The sequence below is a fragment of the Martinezella sp. CNPSo 3795 genome, from assembly GCF_057784475.1.
The window spans coordinates 176,356-192,498 of the sequence record NZ_JBXSOQ010000004.1; the positions used below are offsets into that span (position 1 = coordinate 176,356).

At 58.9% G+C, this 16,143-nt stretch carries 14 protein-coding genes and 1 tRNA gene; 12 read left to right on the top strand and 3 right to left on the bottom strand.

The annotated features are described in order from the left end of the window. The first annotated feature begins 15 nt into the window (after positions 1-15). Entirely contained in the window at positions 16-1,245 is a 1,230-nt protein-coding gene (locus AC13QY_RS14235; protein ID WP_145632677.1) for an aminotransferase-like domain-containing protein, read from the top strand. Between the two features lie 16 nt (positions 1,246-1,261). Here the strand turns inward: AC13QY_RS14235 and AC13QY_RS14240 are convergent, their stop codons facing one another. Beyond that, on the bottom strand, positions 1,262-2,320 hold the full coding sequence (locus AC13QY_RS14240; protein ID WP_145632680.1) for an aldo/keto reductase: 1,059 nt from the start codon (positions 2,318-2,320) through the stop codon (positions 1,262-1,264). A gap of 172 nt (positions 2,321-2,492) precedes the next feature. On the opposite strand from AC13QY_RS14240, the gene AC13QY_RS14245 reads away from it, so the two are divergent. From AC13QY_RS14245 to AC13QY_RS14280, 8 genes are all read left to right on the top strand, one after another. After that, positions 2,493-3,473 carry an ABC transporter substrate-binding protein gene (locus tag AC13QY_RS14245; protein ID WP_145632687.1) on the top strand — a complete coding sequence of 327 codons (981 nt, stop codon included), beginning with the start codon at positions 2,493-2,495 and terminating at the stop codon, positions 3,471-3,473. Positions 3,474-3,490: 17 nt separating this feature from the next. After that, positions 3,491-5,185 (top strand): ABC transporter permease, encoded by a 1,695-nt coding sequence (locus AC13QY_RS14250; RefSeq protein ID WP_145632690.1) that lies wholly within the window; start codon positions 3,491-3,493, stop codon positions 5,183-5,185. After that, positions 5,173-6,204: an ABC transporter ATP-binding protein gene (locus AC13QY_RS14255; RefSeq protein WP_145632693.1), complete on the top strand. Its 1,032-nt coding sequence runs from the start codon at positions 5,173-5,175 to the stop codon at positions 6,202-6,204. Before AC13QY_RS14250 ends, AC13QY_RS14255 begins: the two co-directional genes overlap by 13 nt. A 77-nt stretch (positions 6,205-6,281) precedes the next feature. Next, positions 6,282-7,277 (top strand): isopenicillin N synthase family dioxygenase, encoded by a 996-nt coding sequence (locus AC13QY_RS14260; protein WP_113332990.1) that lies wholly within the window; start codon positions 6,282-6,284, stop codon positions 7,275-7,277. 48 nt (positions 7,278-7,325) lie between these two features. After that, positions 7,326-8,441 carry an endonuclease/exonuclease/phosphatase family protein gene (locus AC13QY_RS14265; RefSeq protein ID WP_145632696.1) on the top strand — a complete coding sequence of 372 codons (1,116 nt, stop codon included), beginning with the start codon at positions 7,326-7,328 and terminating at the stop codon, positions 8,439-8,441. Then, a complete protein-coding gene (locus AC13QY_RS14270; RefSeq protein ID WP_145632699.1) occupies positions 8,438-9,175 on the top strand; it encodes an NUDIX hydrolase in 738 nt (245 codons plus the stop codon). The genes AC13QY_RS14265 and AC13QY_RS14270 overlap by 4 nt, the downstream gene beginning before the upstream one ends. Before the next feature lie 67 nt (positions 9,176-9,242). Beyond that, positions 9,243-10,160 carry a PhzF family phenazine biosynthesis protein gene (locus AC13QY_RS14275; RefSeq protein WP_173004625.1) on the top strand — a complete coding sequence of 306 codons (918 nt, stop codon included), beginning with the start codon at positions 9,243-9,245 and terminating at the stop codon, positions 10,158-10,160. Between the two features lie 124 nt (positions 10,161-10,284). Next, positions 10,285-10,360, top strand: a tRNA-Lys gene (locus tag AC13QY_RS14280). Positions 10,361-10,425: 65 nt separating this feature from the next. Here AC13QY_RS14280 and AC13QY_RS14285 read toward each other — a convergent pair. Further along, entirely contained in the window at positions 10,426-10,722 is a 297-nt protein-coding gene (locus AC13QY_RS14285) for a hypothetical protein (protein ID WP_145632702.1), read from the bottom strand. A gap of 593 nt (positions 10,723-11,315) precedes the next feature. On the opposite strand from AC13QY_RS14285, the gene AC13QY_RS14290 reads away from it, so the two are divergent. The 3 genes from AC13QY_RS14290 to AC13QY_RS14300 all read left to right on the top strand — a co-directional run bounded on the left by AC13QY_RS14290 (position 11,316) and on the right by AC13QY_RS14300 (position 14,765). Beyond that, a complete protein-coding gene (locus AC13QY_RS14290) occupies positions 11,316-12,098 on the top strand; it encodes an aminoglycoside adenylyltransferase family protein (RefSeq protein WP_113395532.1) in 783 nt (260 codons plus the stop codon). A gap of 532 nt (positions 12,099-12,630) precedes the next feature. Continuing rightward, entirely contained in the window at positions 12,631-14,091 is a 1,461-nt protein-coding gene (locus tag AC13QY_RS14295) for an FAD/NAD(P)-binding protein (protein WP_113354528.1), read from the top strand. Positions 14,092-14,297: 206 nt separating this feature from the next. Then, on the top strand, positions 14,298-14,765 hold the full coding sequence (locus AC13QY_RS14300) for an RrF2 family transcriptional regulator (RefSeq protein ID WP_069613185.1): 468 nt from the start codon (positions 14,298-14,300) through the stop codon (positions 14,763-14,765). 23 nt (positions 14,766-14,788) lie between these two features. On the opposite strand, the gene AC13QY_RS14305 is transcribed toward AC13QY_RS14300, so the two are convergent. Beyond that, a complete protein-coding gene (locus tag AC13QY_RS14305; protein ID WP_145632705.1) occupies positions 14,789-16,000 on the bottom strand; it encodes an SfnB family sulfur acquisition oxidoreductase in 1,212 nt (403 codons plus the stop codon). Positions 16,001-16,143 lie beyond the last annotated feature (143 nt).

Genomic DNA, 16,143 nt, shown 5'->3' on the forward strand with positions numbered 1-16,143 from the left:
TTGCGAGGAAGCCCCATGTTGAATTGGGAAAATATATTTGCGACGCGTTCGAGCCGTATGCGTGCCTCCGAAATCCGCGAGCTGCTGAAACTCTTGGAGCGGCCGGATATCATCTCTTTCGCAGGCGGCATTCCCGATCCGGCCTTGTTTCCGGACGCCGAATTCAAGCAGGCCTATGCCGATATCTTTTCCGGCTCGACTGTCAATGCAGCGCTGCAGTATTCGGTCAGCGAGGGCTACAAACCGCTGCGCGAATGGCTTGTCGGCCAGATGGGCGCACTCGGTATTCCCTGCGAGCTCGAAAACGTCTTCATCGTTTCCGGCTCGCAGCAGGGTCTCGATTATCTCGGCAAGCTCTTCCTGTCGCCGAAGGATACGGCGCTGGTGACAGCGCCGACCTATCTCGGCGCGCTGCAGGCCTTCAATGCCTATGAGCCGACCTACGACCAGCTGACGCCGAATGGCAATCGCACGCCGGATTCCTATCGCGCCGCGGCTTCACAGGCCGGCGGCAGGGTGAAATTTGCCTATCTCTCGGCCGATTTTGCCAACCCGACGGGTGAGACGGTCGATCTCTCCGGTCGCGAGAAGCTGCTCGGCCTTGCCGAAGAGCTCGATATCGCCGTCATCGAAGACGCTGCGTATCAGTCGCTGCGCTATGACGGCGAGCCGGTTGCGCCCATCCTGGCCCTGGAAATCGCGCGCAAGGGCAGCATCAACGACACGCGCACGATCTATTGCGGCAGCTTCTCGAAGACGCTGGCGCCGGGCCTTCGCGTCGGCTTCATCGTCGCCAACGCGCCCGTCATCCGCAAGCTGGTGCTGATGAAGCAGGCGGCAGACCTTCATTCATCGACCATCAACCAGATCGCCATCCACCAGGTCGCCGAGCGTGGGTTCGAAGCGCAGGTCGCCAAGATTCGCAAGGCCTATAGCCATCGCCGCGACTGCATGTTGGCCGCGCTTGCGAAATACATGCCTGATGGTACGAGCTGGACGAAGCCGCAAGGCGGCATGTTCGTCTGGATCACCCTGCCGAAGGGTATGGACGGCGCCAAGCTGCTTGCACGGTCTCTCGAAACGGCGAAGGTCGCCTTCGTGCCCGGTCAGGCCTTCTTTGCCGACGGTAGCGGCGCGAATACCTTCCGCGTCAGCTTCTCCTGCGCCAATGACGAGATGATCGAAGAGGGCATCTCGCGGCTCGGTAAGCTGATTGCCGGTGAGATCGGAGCGATGGCGGCCTAGCCGCCATTGCAGTTTTTTACTTGGCCAGATGCGGGCCGATCAGAGCCAGATCGGCCTCGCTCAGCCGATCGCTGGCGGTATTGCGCTGGTGCCAATAGGGATACATCAGCGGCTGCAGGCTGACGTCGTCGAGCCGCTTGCGCTCCTCGTCCGTCAGCTTCAGCTCGGCGCTGGCAAGATTATCCTTGAACTGCGCCTTGGTGCGGCCGCCGATGATGACCGAGGTCACGCCCTTGCGACCGATGAGCCAGGCAAGCGCCACCTGGGCCGCCGACACGCCGCGACTGTCGGCGATCTCGACAAGCGTATCAACGATATTCCACAGGCGGTTTTCATCGCGGATCGGTGGTTCCGTCCAGCCGGCGAACTGGCGCGTACCCTCGGGCGTCGCCTGATTGCGGCGATGCTTGCCTGAGAGTAGGCCGCCGGCAATCGGGCTCCAGACGAGAATGCCGAGACCCTGGTCGATACTGATGGGCACCAGCTCGTTTTCCGCGTCGCGTGCTTCGAGCGTGTAATGGATCTGCTGGCTGACGAAGCGTTCGCGCTTGTTGCGCTCGCTGACGCCGAGTGCCTTCATGATGTGCCAGCCGGAAAAGTTCGAGCAGCCGATGTAGCGGACCTTCCCCTGGCGAACCAGAGTGTCGAGCGCCTCCATCGTCTCTTCCAGCGGCGTCTGTCCGTCCCACTCATGCAGCTGGTAGAGATCGATCACATCGGTCTTCATGCGCCTCAGGCTTGCCTCGCAAGCCTGGATAAGATGCTGGCGGGATGAGCCGACATCGTTGACGCCCGGCCCCATTGGGAAGCGCGCCTTGGTGGCGATGAGCACGCCGTTTTTGCGCGGGCCGCCGATGATCTCGCCGAGAATTTCTTCCGATGCGCCTTGCGAGTAGACGTCGGCCGTATCGAGCAGATTGACGCCGGCATCCACACACATGTCGACGAGCTTCTTTGCTTCCTTGACGCCAAGATCGCCAACGGTTTTTGCCCAGCCGACTCCACCGAACGTCATGGTGCCCATGGTGATGGTGGAAACTTTAAGGCCGGAGCGGCCAAGCAGGCGATATTCCATAGATCTATCCTCCTCGATCCCGTCTGAAATACGTGCCTCAGCAAATAGCGCCGGAGTGCCGCGGTCAAGATTCAATCATCATACGAACGGCAATCTATTCAAATTCAACTGTCACAATCATGTTAAGCCCTGCGTCTAGACAACCTCCTAGAACTTAGTTGAGGACGTTTTCATGAAGACCTTTGTTTCCGCCTTTGCCGGCCTGTTGGCCATTGCCCTTTTCTCCGGCAGCGCCAATGCCGCCGATCTCGTCCTCTATACCAGCCAGCCGAATGCCGATGCGCAGACGACGGTTGATGGCTTCATGGCCGCCAATCCCGGCATCAAGGTCGATTGGGTACGCGACGGCACGCCGCAGATCATCGCCAAACTGCAGGCCGAAATGCAGGCCGGCGCTCCGGTTGCCGATGTCCTGCTGATCGCCGATACGGTGACCCTGGAGCGCCTGAAGGAAGCCGGCAAACTGCTCGCCTACAAGTCACCGGAAGCCAAGAACTACGATGCCTCGCTCTATGACGCCGATGGTTATTACTACTCCACCAAGCTGATCACGACCGGCATCGTCTACAACACGGCGGCCGCAATGAAGCCGGCAAGCTGGCAGGATCTGGTGAAGCCCGAAGCAAAAGGCTTGGTCGCCATGCCGAGCCCGCTTGCCTCGGGCGCCGCTCTCATCCACGCACAGACGCTTGCCGGCGTCAGCAGCCTCGGTTGGGATTACTACAAGAACCTGGCCGACAACGGTGCGATCGCCTCGGGCGGCAATGGTGCCGTGCTCAAGTCGGTTGCTTCTGGCGAGAAGGCCTATGGCATGATTGTCGACTACATGCCGATCCGTGAAAAGGCCAAGGGCGCTCCGCTGGAGTTCGTTTTCCCGAAGGAAGGCGTTTCGGCCGTCACCGAGCCGGTCGGCATTCTTGCCAGCACGCAGCACGCCGATGCGGCCAAGAAGTTTGTCGATTACGTCCTCTCCGAAAAAGGCCAGGAAGGCTTCTTGAAGCTTGGGTATATTCCGGCCCGCAATGGCACGCCGCTGCCGGAAGGTTTTCCGGCACGTGACAGCATCAAGGTTTTGCCGTTGAATGCAGCCGATGCTCTCAAGAACACGGATCAGGACCTGAAGACCTTCTCCACCTACTTCAAGTCGAAGTAATCCGGCCCGGATCTGGAATGTACTCATATGTGCGTCGAGGAAACAGCCAGCCGGCCTGGCTGTTTCCTTTTGTTGTTGCCGTCGTGCTTTTGCTCAGCGTCCTGCCGCTGGCGCGGCTGGCGTTCGTCGGCATCGAGGCGCTGCTCAAAGGCGACACCTATGAACTCGTCACCGATCCCTCGCTCTGGCGCTCGGCCTGGTACACGATAGAAACAGCTGTGCTCGGCACCGTCGTTTCCGTCTTGCTCGGCTGCCTCTTCGCATTCCTGCTGACATTGACAGATTTGTCAGGCAGGAGATTGCTCGGTTTCCTCTTCGTGCTGCCGATGATGATCCCGCCGCAGGTGACGGCGCTCGCCTGGGTACAGATGTCAGGACCGTCGAGTCCCTTGCTGAAAGCGCTGCATATCGCGCCGCCGCTCGGCTCGCCGCAGCCGCTCTATTCCGTTGGCGGTATTGCGCTTCTCTACGGCGTCCAGCATGCGCCGCTCGTCTATCTCGCGTTGCGCGCTGGCCTGATGGCGCTGCCGCGTGATGGTGTCGAGGCCGCGAGGCTTTCTGGCGCGTCCGGCCTGCGTGTCTTTCGTGATATAATCCTGCCCTTGTCTCTGCCCGGTGTCATTGCAGGCGCCGCGATCGCCTTCGTCTCGTCTATCGGCAATTTCGGCATTCCCGCGATCCTCGGCATTCCCGCGTCGATCTACACTCTGTCGACGCTGATCTTCACCAAGTTTTCCAATTTCGGGCCGCGTACATTCGGCGATATCGCGGTGCTGTCGACGATGATCGCGGTCATCGCCGTTGCCGGCCTTGCGGTACAGGGCAGGGCCTTGAAGGGCCGTGACTATCGCGTCATCGGCATTTCCGGCGCGACGGCCACCTTTTCGCTCGGTCGCTGGCGCTTTCTGGCGCTACCGGTGCTTTACGCCGTCCTGTTCGTCATGCTTGTCGCGCCCTTCCTGGCGCTGGTTGCCGGCGCGCTGGTGCCGGCCTATGGCGTGCCTTTGACCTTCAAGACGGCATCGCTGAACGCCTTCACCGAAATACTGTTTCGGCAGAGCATAACGCGCACAGCCTTTTCCAATTCGCTGTTTCTAGCTGGCATGACAGCTTTTGGTCTCCTGCTGGTGACAGTGCTCGCGGCCTATGCGCTGACGCGGCGCAAGGATGCGCTCAGCCGCATCGTTGGCGGCATGATCGAGATCCCCTATGCGCTTCCCGGCATCATCATCGCGGTCTGCTTCATCCTGGTGTTTGCCGCCCCTTTGCCGGTCCTCGATGTCACGCTGTACGGCACGATCTGGATCATTCTGCTTGCCTATTTCTCCGCCTATTTCGCCGTTAGCCTGAAGCCGGTCATGAGTGCCTTCCTGCAACTCGATCCGGCATTGGAGGAGGCGGCGCGTCTTTCCGGGGCTGGCTTCTTCCGCCGACTTATGGATATCATCGTGCCACTGATTGCGCCGGCGGCGGGCGCGTCGGTGATCCTGGTCTTCCTTATCGCCTGCAACGAACTCACTGTTTCGGCGCTCTTGTGGTCCGCCGGCACACAGACGCTCGGCGTCGTCATTTACAATCTCGACGATGGCGGCAGTGCCGACCTTGCCTCGGCCATGTCGGTTATCGTCATCGCCATGGTCGTCATCATGATGGTGCTTCTGGAAATCATGGCCAAGCGCCTGCCGAAGGGAGTGGTGCCTTGGCGAAGCTGATCCTCAATCATGTCAGCAAGGATTTCGGCACGGGCGGGCGCTCTGCCGTCAACGCCTTGTCGCTCGATGTGCGTGAAGGCGGCTTCCTGGCGCTGCTTGGCCCCTCGGGCTGCGGCAAGACGACCGTACTCAGAATGATCGCCGGTTTCGAACAGCCAACGGATGGCTCCATTCATCTCGGAGAGCGGCTGCTGGCGGATGCTGCAAATATGTTGCCGCCGGAGCGGCGCAACATGGCGATGGTGTTTCAATCCTATGCGCTCTGGCCGCATATGAACGTATCAGACAATGTCGGTTATCCGCTGAAGGTGCGCGGCATTTCCGGCGAGCGTTACCGAGAGAAGGTGCGCGAGGCCTTGGCGACCGTGCGGCTTGACGATTATGCCGAGCGCCGGCCAGCCGATCTCTCCGGTGGTCAGAGGCAGCGCGTGGCGCTTGCTCGCTGCCTAGTGACATCGCCCGATGTCGTGCTGCTCGACGAGCCTCTTGCCAATCTCGATCGCCATCTAAAGAAGGAGATGGAGGAGACGTTTCGCGAGTTTCACCAGCGCTCAGGTGCCACCATGGTTTATGTCACGCACGACCAGAGCGAAGCGATGGCGCTTGCGACCGATGTCGCCGTCATGTCCGAAGGGCGGCTCCTGCAGGTGGCGCCGCCGGCGGAGATCTATGCTCGCCCTGAAGGGAAACTGGTCGGCGGCTTGGTCGGGCAGGGCGCCATCCTGTCGCTTGCTTTTCCCGATGGCGGTCCGCGCCGCATCGACTGGCCGTCCTTCCTAGGCCTGTGGGAAAATCGGATAGGCGGCTCGGCCAGCGCGGATATTCTCGTGCGGCCTGAAGACGTGGTTGTCGACGGGGAGGGCATTTCATGCCGCGTCGATTCCGTTCTCTATGAGGGCGAGCGCTATGCGCTGAGATTGTCTATGCCGGATGGACAGGTACTGCGTGCCTATAGCCGCGATGCCGTCATCGCTGGCGACGACTACCGGGTCGCCATCCGCTCGGCCTGGCGGCTTTGATCGGGCAAGGGACAAGATGGTTGTTCCCTGTCGCCTCCTATGCTTGATTTGCTCCACGTCACGAAGGGGAGTCGCGCATGTCCGATCATAGCTTTCCGATTTTCGACCTCGGCGCTTTCGAAAAAGCCGGTCACGACGAGAAAAAGCGGCTCGGCGCGGAGGTGGATCGGATATGCCGCTCGACCGGCTTTCTGGCAATTGCCAACCACGGCGTTGCGGATGGTGTCATCACCGAGGTTTGGAAGAAAACGCAGACCTTCTTCGATCTGCCACCCGAGGTGAAGCAGAGGGCGAAAACGCTCTATCCCGGTTATCCCTACGGCTATCTCGGGCCGGGAACGGAGGCGCTGGCAAAATCGCGTAATGTCGACACGCCGCCGGATCTGAAGGAAAGCTTCAATGGCGGCCCGCTTTCCATTCCCGCAGGCATGAGCGATCCGGAAGCGCTCGGCTTCTGCTATGCCGCCACCATCTGGCCGGAGGCGCCAGAAGGGTTCGTGGAGGCTTGGAAGGCTTATTATCGGGCGATGGAGGATCTGGCGGCGCGCATCATGCGCGTGTTCGCGACGGCGCTCGGCCTCGATGAGCACTTCTTCGATCCTCACGTCGATGCGCCGATCAGTGCGCTAAGGGCGCTGAATTATCCCGAGCAGCATGTGCCACCGCAGCCGGGCCAGCTTCGCGCCGGCGCGCATACCGATTACGGCAGCCTGACGATCCTCCTGCCGCAACCCGGCTCGAAAGGGCTCGAGATCATCGCTCCTGATGGCAACTGGACGCCGGTGCCGCCGGTGGAGGGTGCTTTCGTCATCAACATCGGCGACCTGATGGCGCTCTGGACCAACGATCGCTGGGTCTCGACCGTGCATCGCGTCGTCAATCCGCCGCCGGAGGAGGGCGGCATGCAGCGGCGGCAATCCCTTGCCTTCTTTCATCAGCCGAACTGGTTTGCCGAGATCGCCTGCCTGCCGTCATGCCTCAAGGAAGGCGAGGAGCCGAAATATGCGCCTGTTCTGTCCGGACCGTATCTGATGGGTAAGTTCAAATCGACTGTAACAGCCAAAGCTGGATGATGTGAGTATAATAAGCCGGCTCATATTCTTCTTAAATCGGAATGCTTCATGTCCCTGCGCCTTGCGACCTTCAATGTCGAAAACCTTCTGACCCGTTTTGACTACACTGGTTTTCGCAATCAGTTGCGCCAGGATCGCGTGTTGCAGCTCTTCGATGTTCGCAATGAAGAGGTCTATCAGCAGCTGGAGGCAGCCCGGGTGGTTGCCGCCACCGATGACACAAGGCAGATGACGGCGCTTGCGATCGCGGATGCTGATGCCGACATCATCTGCCTGCAGGAGGTCGACAACATGGCGGCGCTGCAGGCTTTCGAATATGGTTATCTCTACCGCATGGTCGGCAACGGCTATCGTCAGAAATTCCTGATCGAAGGCAACGACAGTCGCGGCATCGATGTTGCCGTCATGATGCGCGAGGAGACGCGCGACGGCCAGCCGATCGTCCTGAATGATATCAAGAGTCACGCCATGGTGACCTATGGCAATTTCGGCCTTTTCAACGACGAGCTTGCGGAGCTCGGCCTTCATTCGGAGGACAAGATCTTCAAGCGCGATTGCCTGGAGCTGCATCTCCATATCGGTGGCGTACCGTTCTCGCTCTACGTCATCCATTTGAAATCGATGGGACCGGCGCGTGAAGGCCTGGATGGACGTCATGCGACCATGCCGATCCGCCGGGCGGAGACCATGGCGGTTCGCCGCATCATCGAAGATCGTTTCGGGGTCGGCAACACGGCGACGAAGAATTTCGCCATCTGCGGCGATATGAACGACTATCAGGAATGGGTTGATGTCATCGGCACGCGCCGCACCGGCTATCGCTTCGAACCGCGCGGCGAGGAGAAGGGGAGCGCACTCGATGTCTTCAGCCATGATGGTTTCGCCGAAAACGTCATGCAGCGGCGCGACGAACTTGACCGCTGGACGCTTTACCACGCCCGCGGACCACAGGAGCAGCGCCTTTGCCAGCTCGATTATATCTGGCTCTCTCCGGCTCTGGCGCGGGCCAATGCGACGCGCATGCCCGATATCATCCGTTCGGGCCAGCCTTTCCGTACGATTTTTCCACCGGGGCAGGAGGTGGAGCGCTATCCGCGCGTCGGCTGGGACAGGCCGAAGGCCTCCGACCATTGCCCCGTCGTCATGACATTGGATTTGATATGACCCTCTCAGAACAGAAGGACATGGCCGGCTGGCCGCCGGAAAGCACCGTGTTCCCCGTCTCCAGCATCGACCTTACGGTGTTTCGCGGCGAACATCCGTTTCACATGCACGCGCAAGAGGCGGCGCGGGAAAATTGGGCAAGGGAAATTGCCGCCAATCCATCACTCTATGACGGTCGCATGATCTTGCAGCACAGGCTGTCGCTTACAGGCGGTGCAGTGAAGGGGGAGGCCTATGTAGCACCCTTCTCGACATTTCTCTTTTGGCGAAAGCAGCGGCAGCCGGGAGCGTTTCACCTTTTTGCCTTTCCCGTCATCGTATCGTCGGATGGAGCGATCATCGCGATACGCATGGCCGCCCATACCGCAAATCCCGGTCAGGTCTATTGTGCCTCCGGATCGATGGATGAGAACGATATCGTCGACGGGCGTGCCGATGTCGAAGGCAATATGCGGCGCGAGGTGTTGGAGGAGACTGGTCTCGATCTAAATGATGCCGCGCCGGTATCCGGATATCACGCAATGCATATAAGGCGTTCGATCACGCTTCTTCGAGTCTTCCGTTTTCCATGGACGGCCGAGGACATGCTTCGGCGGATCGAGGCGCATATGCTCGTTTCCGAAGAGGACGAGGTCGATGGCGTGGTCGCTATTCGATCGGCCGACCCAACGGCGCATCCCTACAATATTGCGATGCTTCCTATTCTCGCCTGGTTCTTCGGCAGCGACAAATAGCTTGGGCTTGCACTGGAGTCGCTTGCAGTTATGAATATTCAAGTCTGGAAGCATGATGGAGGCCGGATTGGCGCGCAGCTACAGTGTCTATGATGTGTTCACCGACAGCAAACTGGCGGGCAATCCACTCGCGATCATCTTCGATGCCGAAGGGTTGAGCGACGAGGCGATGCAGGCGATCGCCAGGGAAATGAACCTTTCAGAGACCGTATTCGTGCTACCGCCGCAAAATCCCGCCCATACGGCAAACCTGCGGATATTCACGCCTGGTCGCGAACTGCCTTTTGCCGGGCATCCGACCGTCGGCACGGCGATCGCCTTGGCGGAGAAGGCCCATGCCAATCATGGCGGAGATCTCGATCTCGTTTCCGTTCTCGACGAGCGCGTCGGGCCGGTGCGCTGCGCCATCAAGCTGCGACAGAACAAGGCGAGCTTTGCAGAGTTCGACCTGCCGAAAAAGTCGCAAGAGATCCTGCTGCCGCTCGACAGGGCCGATATCGCCAATGCACTCAGCCTGAAGATCACCGAAATCGGCTTCGAGAATCATGTGCCCTCGATCTGGAGTGCCGGAGTACCGTTTCTTCTGGTGCCGGTTCACGACGTCGGCGCGGCGGAAAGGCTGGAATTCGATCAGCAGCTCTGGGAAAAGACGGTGCCGTTCGTCGACGGCGCGCTTGCCTCGGCTTTCATCTATTGTCGCGGCGGCGTCAATCACGTTGCCAAATTCCATGCGCGCATGTTCCCCGTGGGAATGGGTATCGTCGAGGACCCTGCGACAGGTGCTGCGGTGGCGGCGCTATCCGGTGCGATCAATCAGTTCGACGCCCTGCCGGATGGACATCATCCGGTCATCATAGAGCAGGGCATCGAGATGGGGCGGCCGTCGCTGATTCATCTTCACCTCGACATCGATGGCGGCCTGATCGCCAATGCACGTATCGGCGGCCAGGCGGTGCGTGTTGCATCAGGAATTCTTGAGCTTTGATTTTATTGAGTTTTCGGCGGCCTCTGAAATTTTTTTGACAAAAAAACAAAGAAAATTCGTCTGGCCGCTGGACAATCAAACCGATCCTATTTATATGCCCGGTCACGCCGCCAGCAAGCGGTACGGGTGATTAGCTCAGTTGGTAGAGCAGCTGACTCTTAATCAGCGGGTCGTAGGTTCGAGCCCTACATCACCCACCAAAAACTCCTTGAAATCGTTAGGCAATTTGCAGCGCGTTAGGGTTTTCGGCTGTTGAGGCCGTCGGTCAATCGGAGAGCCTGCCCAGCAGAAGGCCGGTAAATAGACCGAGTAGCGCCGTCACGATCAGGACCGAGCCCGTGGCTGTCGGATTTTCCCTTGCGGCCTGCACCACGTTCCGGCCCTCGGAGCGGGCATGGTCCGCGATGCTTGCAACTTTTCCCCTTGTCGAAGAAAGAGCCTCGTCGGCGCGATCCGAGGCGCTGTCGATGCGCCTTGCCAATTCGGTGGAGAGCTTATCGATCTGGCCGCGAAGCTCGTTGATCTGAGTGTTGATATCCTTGTCCAGCGAGACGTCGGCCATGATGTTCTCCTTGATAGGGGGAAGTGCCCTTAGGAACGAACGGAGGCTTGCTTTGGTTCCCGTCCGCCATGGATTGATGTCTGGATGCTGGAGTCTGTTAAACGGGAATGGAATTGATGATCCGCTGCCGGAAGAGAAGGCTCGGTTCAGCGCAGATGCAACAGAAATGCCGCTGGCGCGGTTAGCGACATCGTGAAGAGAAATAGGGACAGCCCATATTTCAACCTTCTCATGCGGCGTGTCTTTATGCCCTCCCAATCGTAACTCATAAGTATATCCTCTTTGCTTCATGTCTTATCGACGTCGAGAAATATCCCAGGAATTGTTTGCGCGAAGCTTGCGGAACATTTTTCTTAGATCGATGAATAGACGTGTCGGATTATACAATCCAGCGCTGCATATTTTCTTTGATTTTTGTAAGTATAATCAAGAAATCTCACTCTCAAAGCAACCGGACTTTGATCCGGCTCTTTTGGGATGTCTTGTTAGATCCATGCACTTTGGTTTGACGATTACGAAGATGAAGAGCTTGAGTTGGGCTGTAAAAGCGGCTCTTCGATCGCTATATCCGGATGATCGCGATCGGAGATTGCATGCGGACTGCAACATCGGAAATTCCGGCAGAAGCCCGAGCGGCTTTGGCAATTGCCAAGGAAGTTTTCGGCGATCACCTTCAAGCCGTCTATCTGCACGGATCGGCGGTCGCAGGCGGACTGCGTCCGCAAAGCGATGTGGATGTTTTGGCAATCATCGATCTCCCGATGACCGATTCCATGCGCAAACGCCTGCTTGCTCGTCTTCTGGCGACTTCGGGTCGTCACCCAGTCCGGCCCGGTGCTTCACGCTGCATCGAGCTCATGGTGTTTCTGAAGGATCATCTTTCCGCACCACTTTTTCCGGCATGTAGTGAGTTTGTCTATGGTGAATGGTTGCGCGACGACTTCGAGGCCGGCGGAATCCCTGAGCCTCTTTGTGATCCGGACATCACGCTCGTCCTGGCTCAGGCGCGGCAGCAGGCCCTAACGCTATTTGGCCCGGCCCTTGATGATCTTCTTGTTGAAATTCCGCCTGGAGATATAGGGGGCGCTATACGGGAGGCGCTGCCGGCCTTGCTTGCCAATCTATATGGAGACGAGCGGAATGTTCTGCTGACACTGGCCCGTATGTGGAGAACGGCGGCGACTGGGGAATTCGTCAGCAAGGACCTCGCCGCCGAATGGGTCATGCCGCGCCTGTCTGAACACGTAGCCCGGACGACCATGCAGCTCGCTCGCGATGCCTATTTGGGGGAAATACAGGATGATTGGAGGTTTCGACGGGGAGAGGCTCGCCACGCGGCGACCTGTCTGCATCGGCAGATCCTGTCGCTGCTATAGGCGGCTGCCCCTATGAGCCGACCACGTCGGATTGATGGCTTTGCCAGCTGGTTCAGCTGCGCGCTTTAAGCCACATCAGACATGTTCGCCTGACGGCAATGGCGATCGCTTTCGACCGTATGCGGTCAGTGCTTCTTATGAACGCCTTCCATGACGCTAAATACAAAGATCGCGGCCAGAATGAGCATCAACGTATAGTCGAACGCGGTGAGCAGACGAAGTAGTTCCATGATGTTTCTCCTCCCACAGAGAACACGAACCAGAACAACCGCGAGTATGTTCCTCGAACGGGTGTATGCCAAGTTTTTTACATCTTGCGATGCAAAAACAATGTTGTGCGGGGCACAAATAACCGTTTGTTTGCAAAGGCATATCAGCACTGTATTGACTGCCGTTGGTTGCAGAGAGGGCAGGCACGCGCTGCAATCGTATTGTCAACAAATTTTATAGAGTATATCACTACCTCACTGATAATTGCCGTTGCCGGCGGATGTAGAATTCGTGTGGCGATCGATCTGGAGGAAGTTGGCTATTGACCATCGGCTCGGACCACCAGGCGCCTGATTTGCCTGTTATCGTCATAGTTGGCGGCGGCGTTTCCGGGACGGCGGTTGCCTTCCATTTGCTACAGAATCAGTCGGGGCGGGGCTGTCAGCTTTTTATATTCGAGCCAAGGGAGCGTTTGGGGGCAGGGCTTGCCTACGACACGCAAGATCCTGCCCACCGCATCAATGTGCCGGCAGCGAAAATGAGCCTGTTGCCCGACGACATCGAGCATTTTCAGCGCTGGCTGCTGGAGAATGACGCACTTGCCAATGATGATGCGGCGGTCGCCGTGAATGGCGGTTTTTTTCCGCGACGCTCCGTTTTTGGAAACTATATCAATAGCATGATCCGTCCTTTCGTCGAGAATGGGCGGCTCCTCCATGTCAGGCAAAGTGTCAAGCGTATTCAAAGGACGGGCAACCGCTGGACGGTCACCGGTACTGATGGACAGCGCGTGGATGCTGACATTCTCGTCATCGCCACCAGTCATCCGTCGCCCTTGCCGCCGCAAGTGCTGCAGGATGCGCTTGCCGATCACCCGCGCTTCATTCCCGATCCGACACGACCGGATGCGCTTGCGGCCATTCGCTCCGAGGATCGCGTTCTGATCGTCGGCAATGGTTTGACCTCGGCCGACGTCATTGCCTCGCTCGGGCTCAGAGGCCATAAGGGGCCGATTACTGCCATATCCCGACGCGGCCTGCGCTCGCGCGGCCATGCGGCAGTCAGGCAGGAGCCATTCGGCGATTTCGCCACTCAGCCGTCGAAGACGGCAGTCGAGCTGCTGCGCAACGTACGTACCGCCATCCGCAAGGCGCAGGACGAAGGCCGCAGCTGGCATGCTGTCATCGACCAGGTGAGGGCGCAAGGCCGGCATGTCTGGCACGCGCTGCCGATCGCGGAACGGCGACGTCTCGTCCGGCATTTGAGGCCATTCTGGGATGTGCATCGGTTTCGCGTTGCGCCGCAGGTGGAGGCTGTCAGTGAAGGGGCGCTTGCAAGCGGCCGGCTGGAAATACTGGCGGCTTCGGTCGCGGCGGTCGGCGTTGCAGATGACGTGGTCGACTGCACCCTACGCCTCAGCCGTTCGGAGCGATCCGTTGAAAGGCAATTCGATGCGGTCGTGGTCACCACCGGACCAGGGCACCGCGGGATCCTGCAATCGCAGGGCTGGATCGACGAGCTATCGAAGGCCGGATATCTCGCAATGGATCCCGCACGGCTCGGGTTTTCCTGCGATATGCGATCACGGGCGCTTGCCGGCGATGGAACGGTGGTTCCATCCTTGTTTATCTCCGGACCGCTTGCGCGCGGAACCTTCGGCGAATTGATGGGATTGCCCGAGGTGGTCGAGCATGCCGTTCTGGTGGCTGACCAGGTGGCGGGTGCGGTTGCCGACTTCAGGCGTGGGCAAGAGAAGGCATATTTGGACAGTAGCGCCGCCTAAATCCAAGAAAAGCCGCAAATTCGTTGCTTAGGCGATACAATTGCCTAAATTTACTCATATAAACTATACAATTTGTGAGTTACTGTCTTGTTCGTAAGGGGCTGCGGGGTTACTTCCGCAATCTGTGCTGACAGGACCGGCCCGTTGAGTCTCTTTTGAGCCACGCCGGGTTTTCAACAATCGACTTTGCAGTAAAGCGGACGGCGATGCTTACGAAAAAAGGAAAATACGGACTGAAGGCGCTGGTGGATCTCGCACGCCTTGGTCCGGGTGAAACCGCGTTCATCAACGATATCGCGTTACGCAACAATATTCCGAAGAAGTTTCTCGATACCATTCTCCTCGAATTGCGAAATGCCGGCGTGTTGCGTTCGAAGAAAGGCCCAGGCGGCGGTTATTCGCTGTCGCGCCCCGCATCGGAAATCCGCATCGGCCATGTCATTCGTACCCTGGACGGCCCGTTGGCGCCTATCCGTTGCGCCAGCCGTACTGCTTACGAAGCCTGCGACGACTGTTCCGATCCGGAACGCTGTCAGGTTCGGCGCTCGATGACCGAGGTGCGTGACGCGATTGCCGAGATTCTCGACAACATGTCGCTGGAGGAATTCGTTGCCGGTGGCGCTGACGCCGATATCCCGGAACGGGAAAACCACCGGGCCTCACACATCGGCTGACCTTGTCGATTCTCCTGCGCCCATCAAGGCAATGAGGTCTTCGATGGCTTTACGCCGTTGAGATGGTAGTTGCCGACGATGTGGTATTTCCGGCGGGCCGGTTCATGCAGGGTGTGAATGCGGGCGTTGCGCCAGTGGCGGTCAAGGTTGAGTCCGATGCGCGCAGACTCCGTGCCCGCAAGCTCAAACAGCGCGTCGGCTGCTTCCATCGCGATATCGGCAGTAATCGTCTGGGCCGCCGCAACGGAGAGTGCGGCGTCGATAACATGATCTTCGGTGAGATTGATCTGTGCGGCATCGATCCTGCCGCCGGCGCGCTCCACCATCGCCGTCGCCGCCTCAATGCGGATGGCAATCTCGCCGATCCTTGTCACGACCAGCGGATCGTTGACGGCTCGCTCATCCCCGTTGCCTGAGTGAGAGCGGGTCCGCACGAATTCCATCGTCGCCGTCAGCGTGGAGCGGGCAATGCCGAGATTGATGCCGGCGCCGGTGAGCTGGTTCACACTATCGATCACTGTAGGCTCAGCCAGCTTTTCTCGGTGCAGAAGAAGGGCGTCGGCATTGAGATAGACATTATGCAATATGATCGTGCCGTTTCCGGAGGTGCGCTGACCAAAGCCATCCCAGTCGTCGATGATCTGGATGCCCTCCATATCTCTGGACACGACAGCGGCGATCAGCCCCTTGCGTTTGTCGGTCGTGAATAGCGCAATCCAGTCCGAAAACAGAATGCTGGCGGAAGGCTGGCTCCGTCCGCTGAGGCGGAAGCCGAGCCCGTCCGCTGTCAGATGCCAGGGATGCTGGTCGGTGCCGCTTGCACCGGATTGGGAAAAGATGCCGCCGAAACGATCGCCGATAATGGCGCGGTCGAAAAGGGATGCCCGTTGGTCCTCGCCGCCCCCAATTCTTACCGCTTCCAGCACATGAAAATGGGTTTGCAATATCTGTGCTATGGAAGGATCTGCCTCGGCGAGGATCGCAACGACCTCGGCAAGAACGCAGTTCGAAATGTCGATACCGCCATGTTCCGAAGGAACGGAAATCCCCAGCAGGCCTGACTGCGACAGGGCTTCGACCTCGTCATAGGGCAGGATGCGATTGATATCGCGATCGCTTGCATGCTGAGCAAAACCGGCGGCGAGCGAACGTGCGATCTCGAGCGCTTCCTCTTCGCTCTGGACGCGATGGGCGGGCGGCCTGACACGTTCGTGCAACTGCGAAACAGTCCCCATTCACCACTCCTCGGCCAGCGCCAAGTCGGTTTCTCAGGCGCAGCAAATCCCTGCGATCTTAATTTCGATAGCTGGAGTGTACAACGGATTTTCCTGGCGCATTCATGTTGCGCCCTCGGGCACGATAGGCGCCGACCACGAAA

What these genes read in the sequence shown, in the direction of transcription:
- AC13QY_RS14235 (WP_145632677.1), top strand. Translation starts at nt 16, where the DNA reads ATGTTGAATTGGGAAAATATATTTGCGACGCGTTCGAGCCGTATGCGT.
- AC13QY_RS14240 (WP_145632680.1), bottom strand. Translation starts at nt 2,320, where the DNA reads ATGGAATATCGCCTGCTTGGCCGCTCCGGCCTTAAAGTTTCCACCATC.
- AC13QY_RS14245 (WP_145632687.1), top strand. Translation starts at nt 2,493, where the DNA reads ATGAAGACCTTTGTTTCCGCCTTTGCCGGCCTGTTGGCCATTGCCCTT.
- AC13QY_RS14250 (WP_145632690.1), top strand. Translation starts at nt 3,491, where the DNA reads ATGTACTCATATGTGCGTCGAGGAAACAGCCAGCCGGCCTGGCTGTTT.
- AC13QY_RS14260 (WP_113332990.1), top strand. Translation starts at nt 6,282, where the DNA reads ATGTCCGATCATAGCTTTCCGATTTTCGACCTCGGCGCTTTCGAAAAA.
- AC13QY_RS14265 (WP_145632696.1), top strand. Translation starts at nt 7,326, where the DNA reads ATGTCCCTGCGCCTTGCGACCTTCAATGTCGAAAACCTTCTGACCCGT.
- AC13QY_RS14270 (WP_145632699.1), top strand. Translation starts at nt 8,438, where the DNA reads ATGACCCTCTCAGAACAGAAGGACATGGCCGGCTGGCCGCCGGAAAGC.
- AC13QY_RS14285 (WP_145632702.1), bottom strand. Translation starts at nt 10,722, where the DNA reads ATGGCCGACGTCTCGCTGGACAAGGATATCAACACTCAGATCAACGAG.
- AC13QY_RS14290 (WP_113395532.1), top strand. Translation starts at nt 11,316, where the DNA reads ATGCGGACTGCAACATCGGAAATTCCGGCAGAAGCCCGAGCGGCTTTG.
- AC13QY_RS14300 (WP_069613185.1), top strand. Translation starts at nt 14,298, where the DNA reads ATGCTTACGAAAAAAGGAAAATACGGACTGAAGGCGCTGGTGGATCTC.
- AC13QY_RS14305 (WP_145632705.1), bottom strand. Translation starts at nt 16,000, where the DNA reads ATGGGGACTGTTTCGCAGTTGCACGAACGTGTCAGGCCGCCCGCCCAT.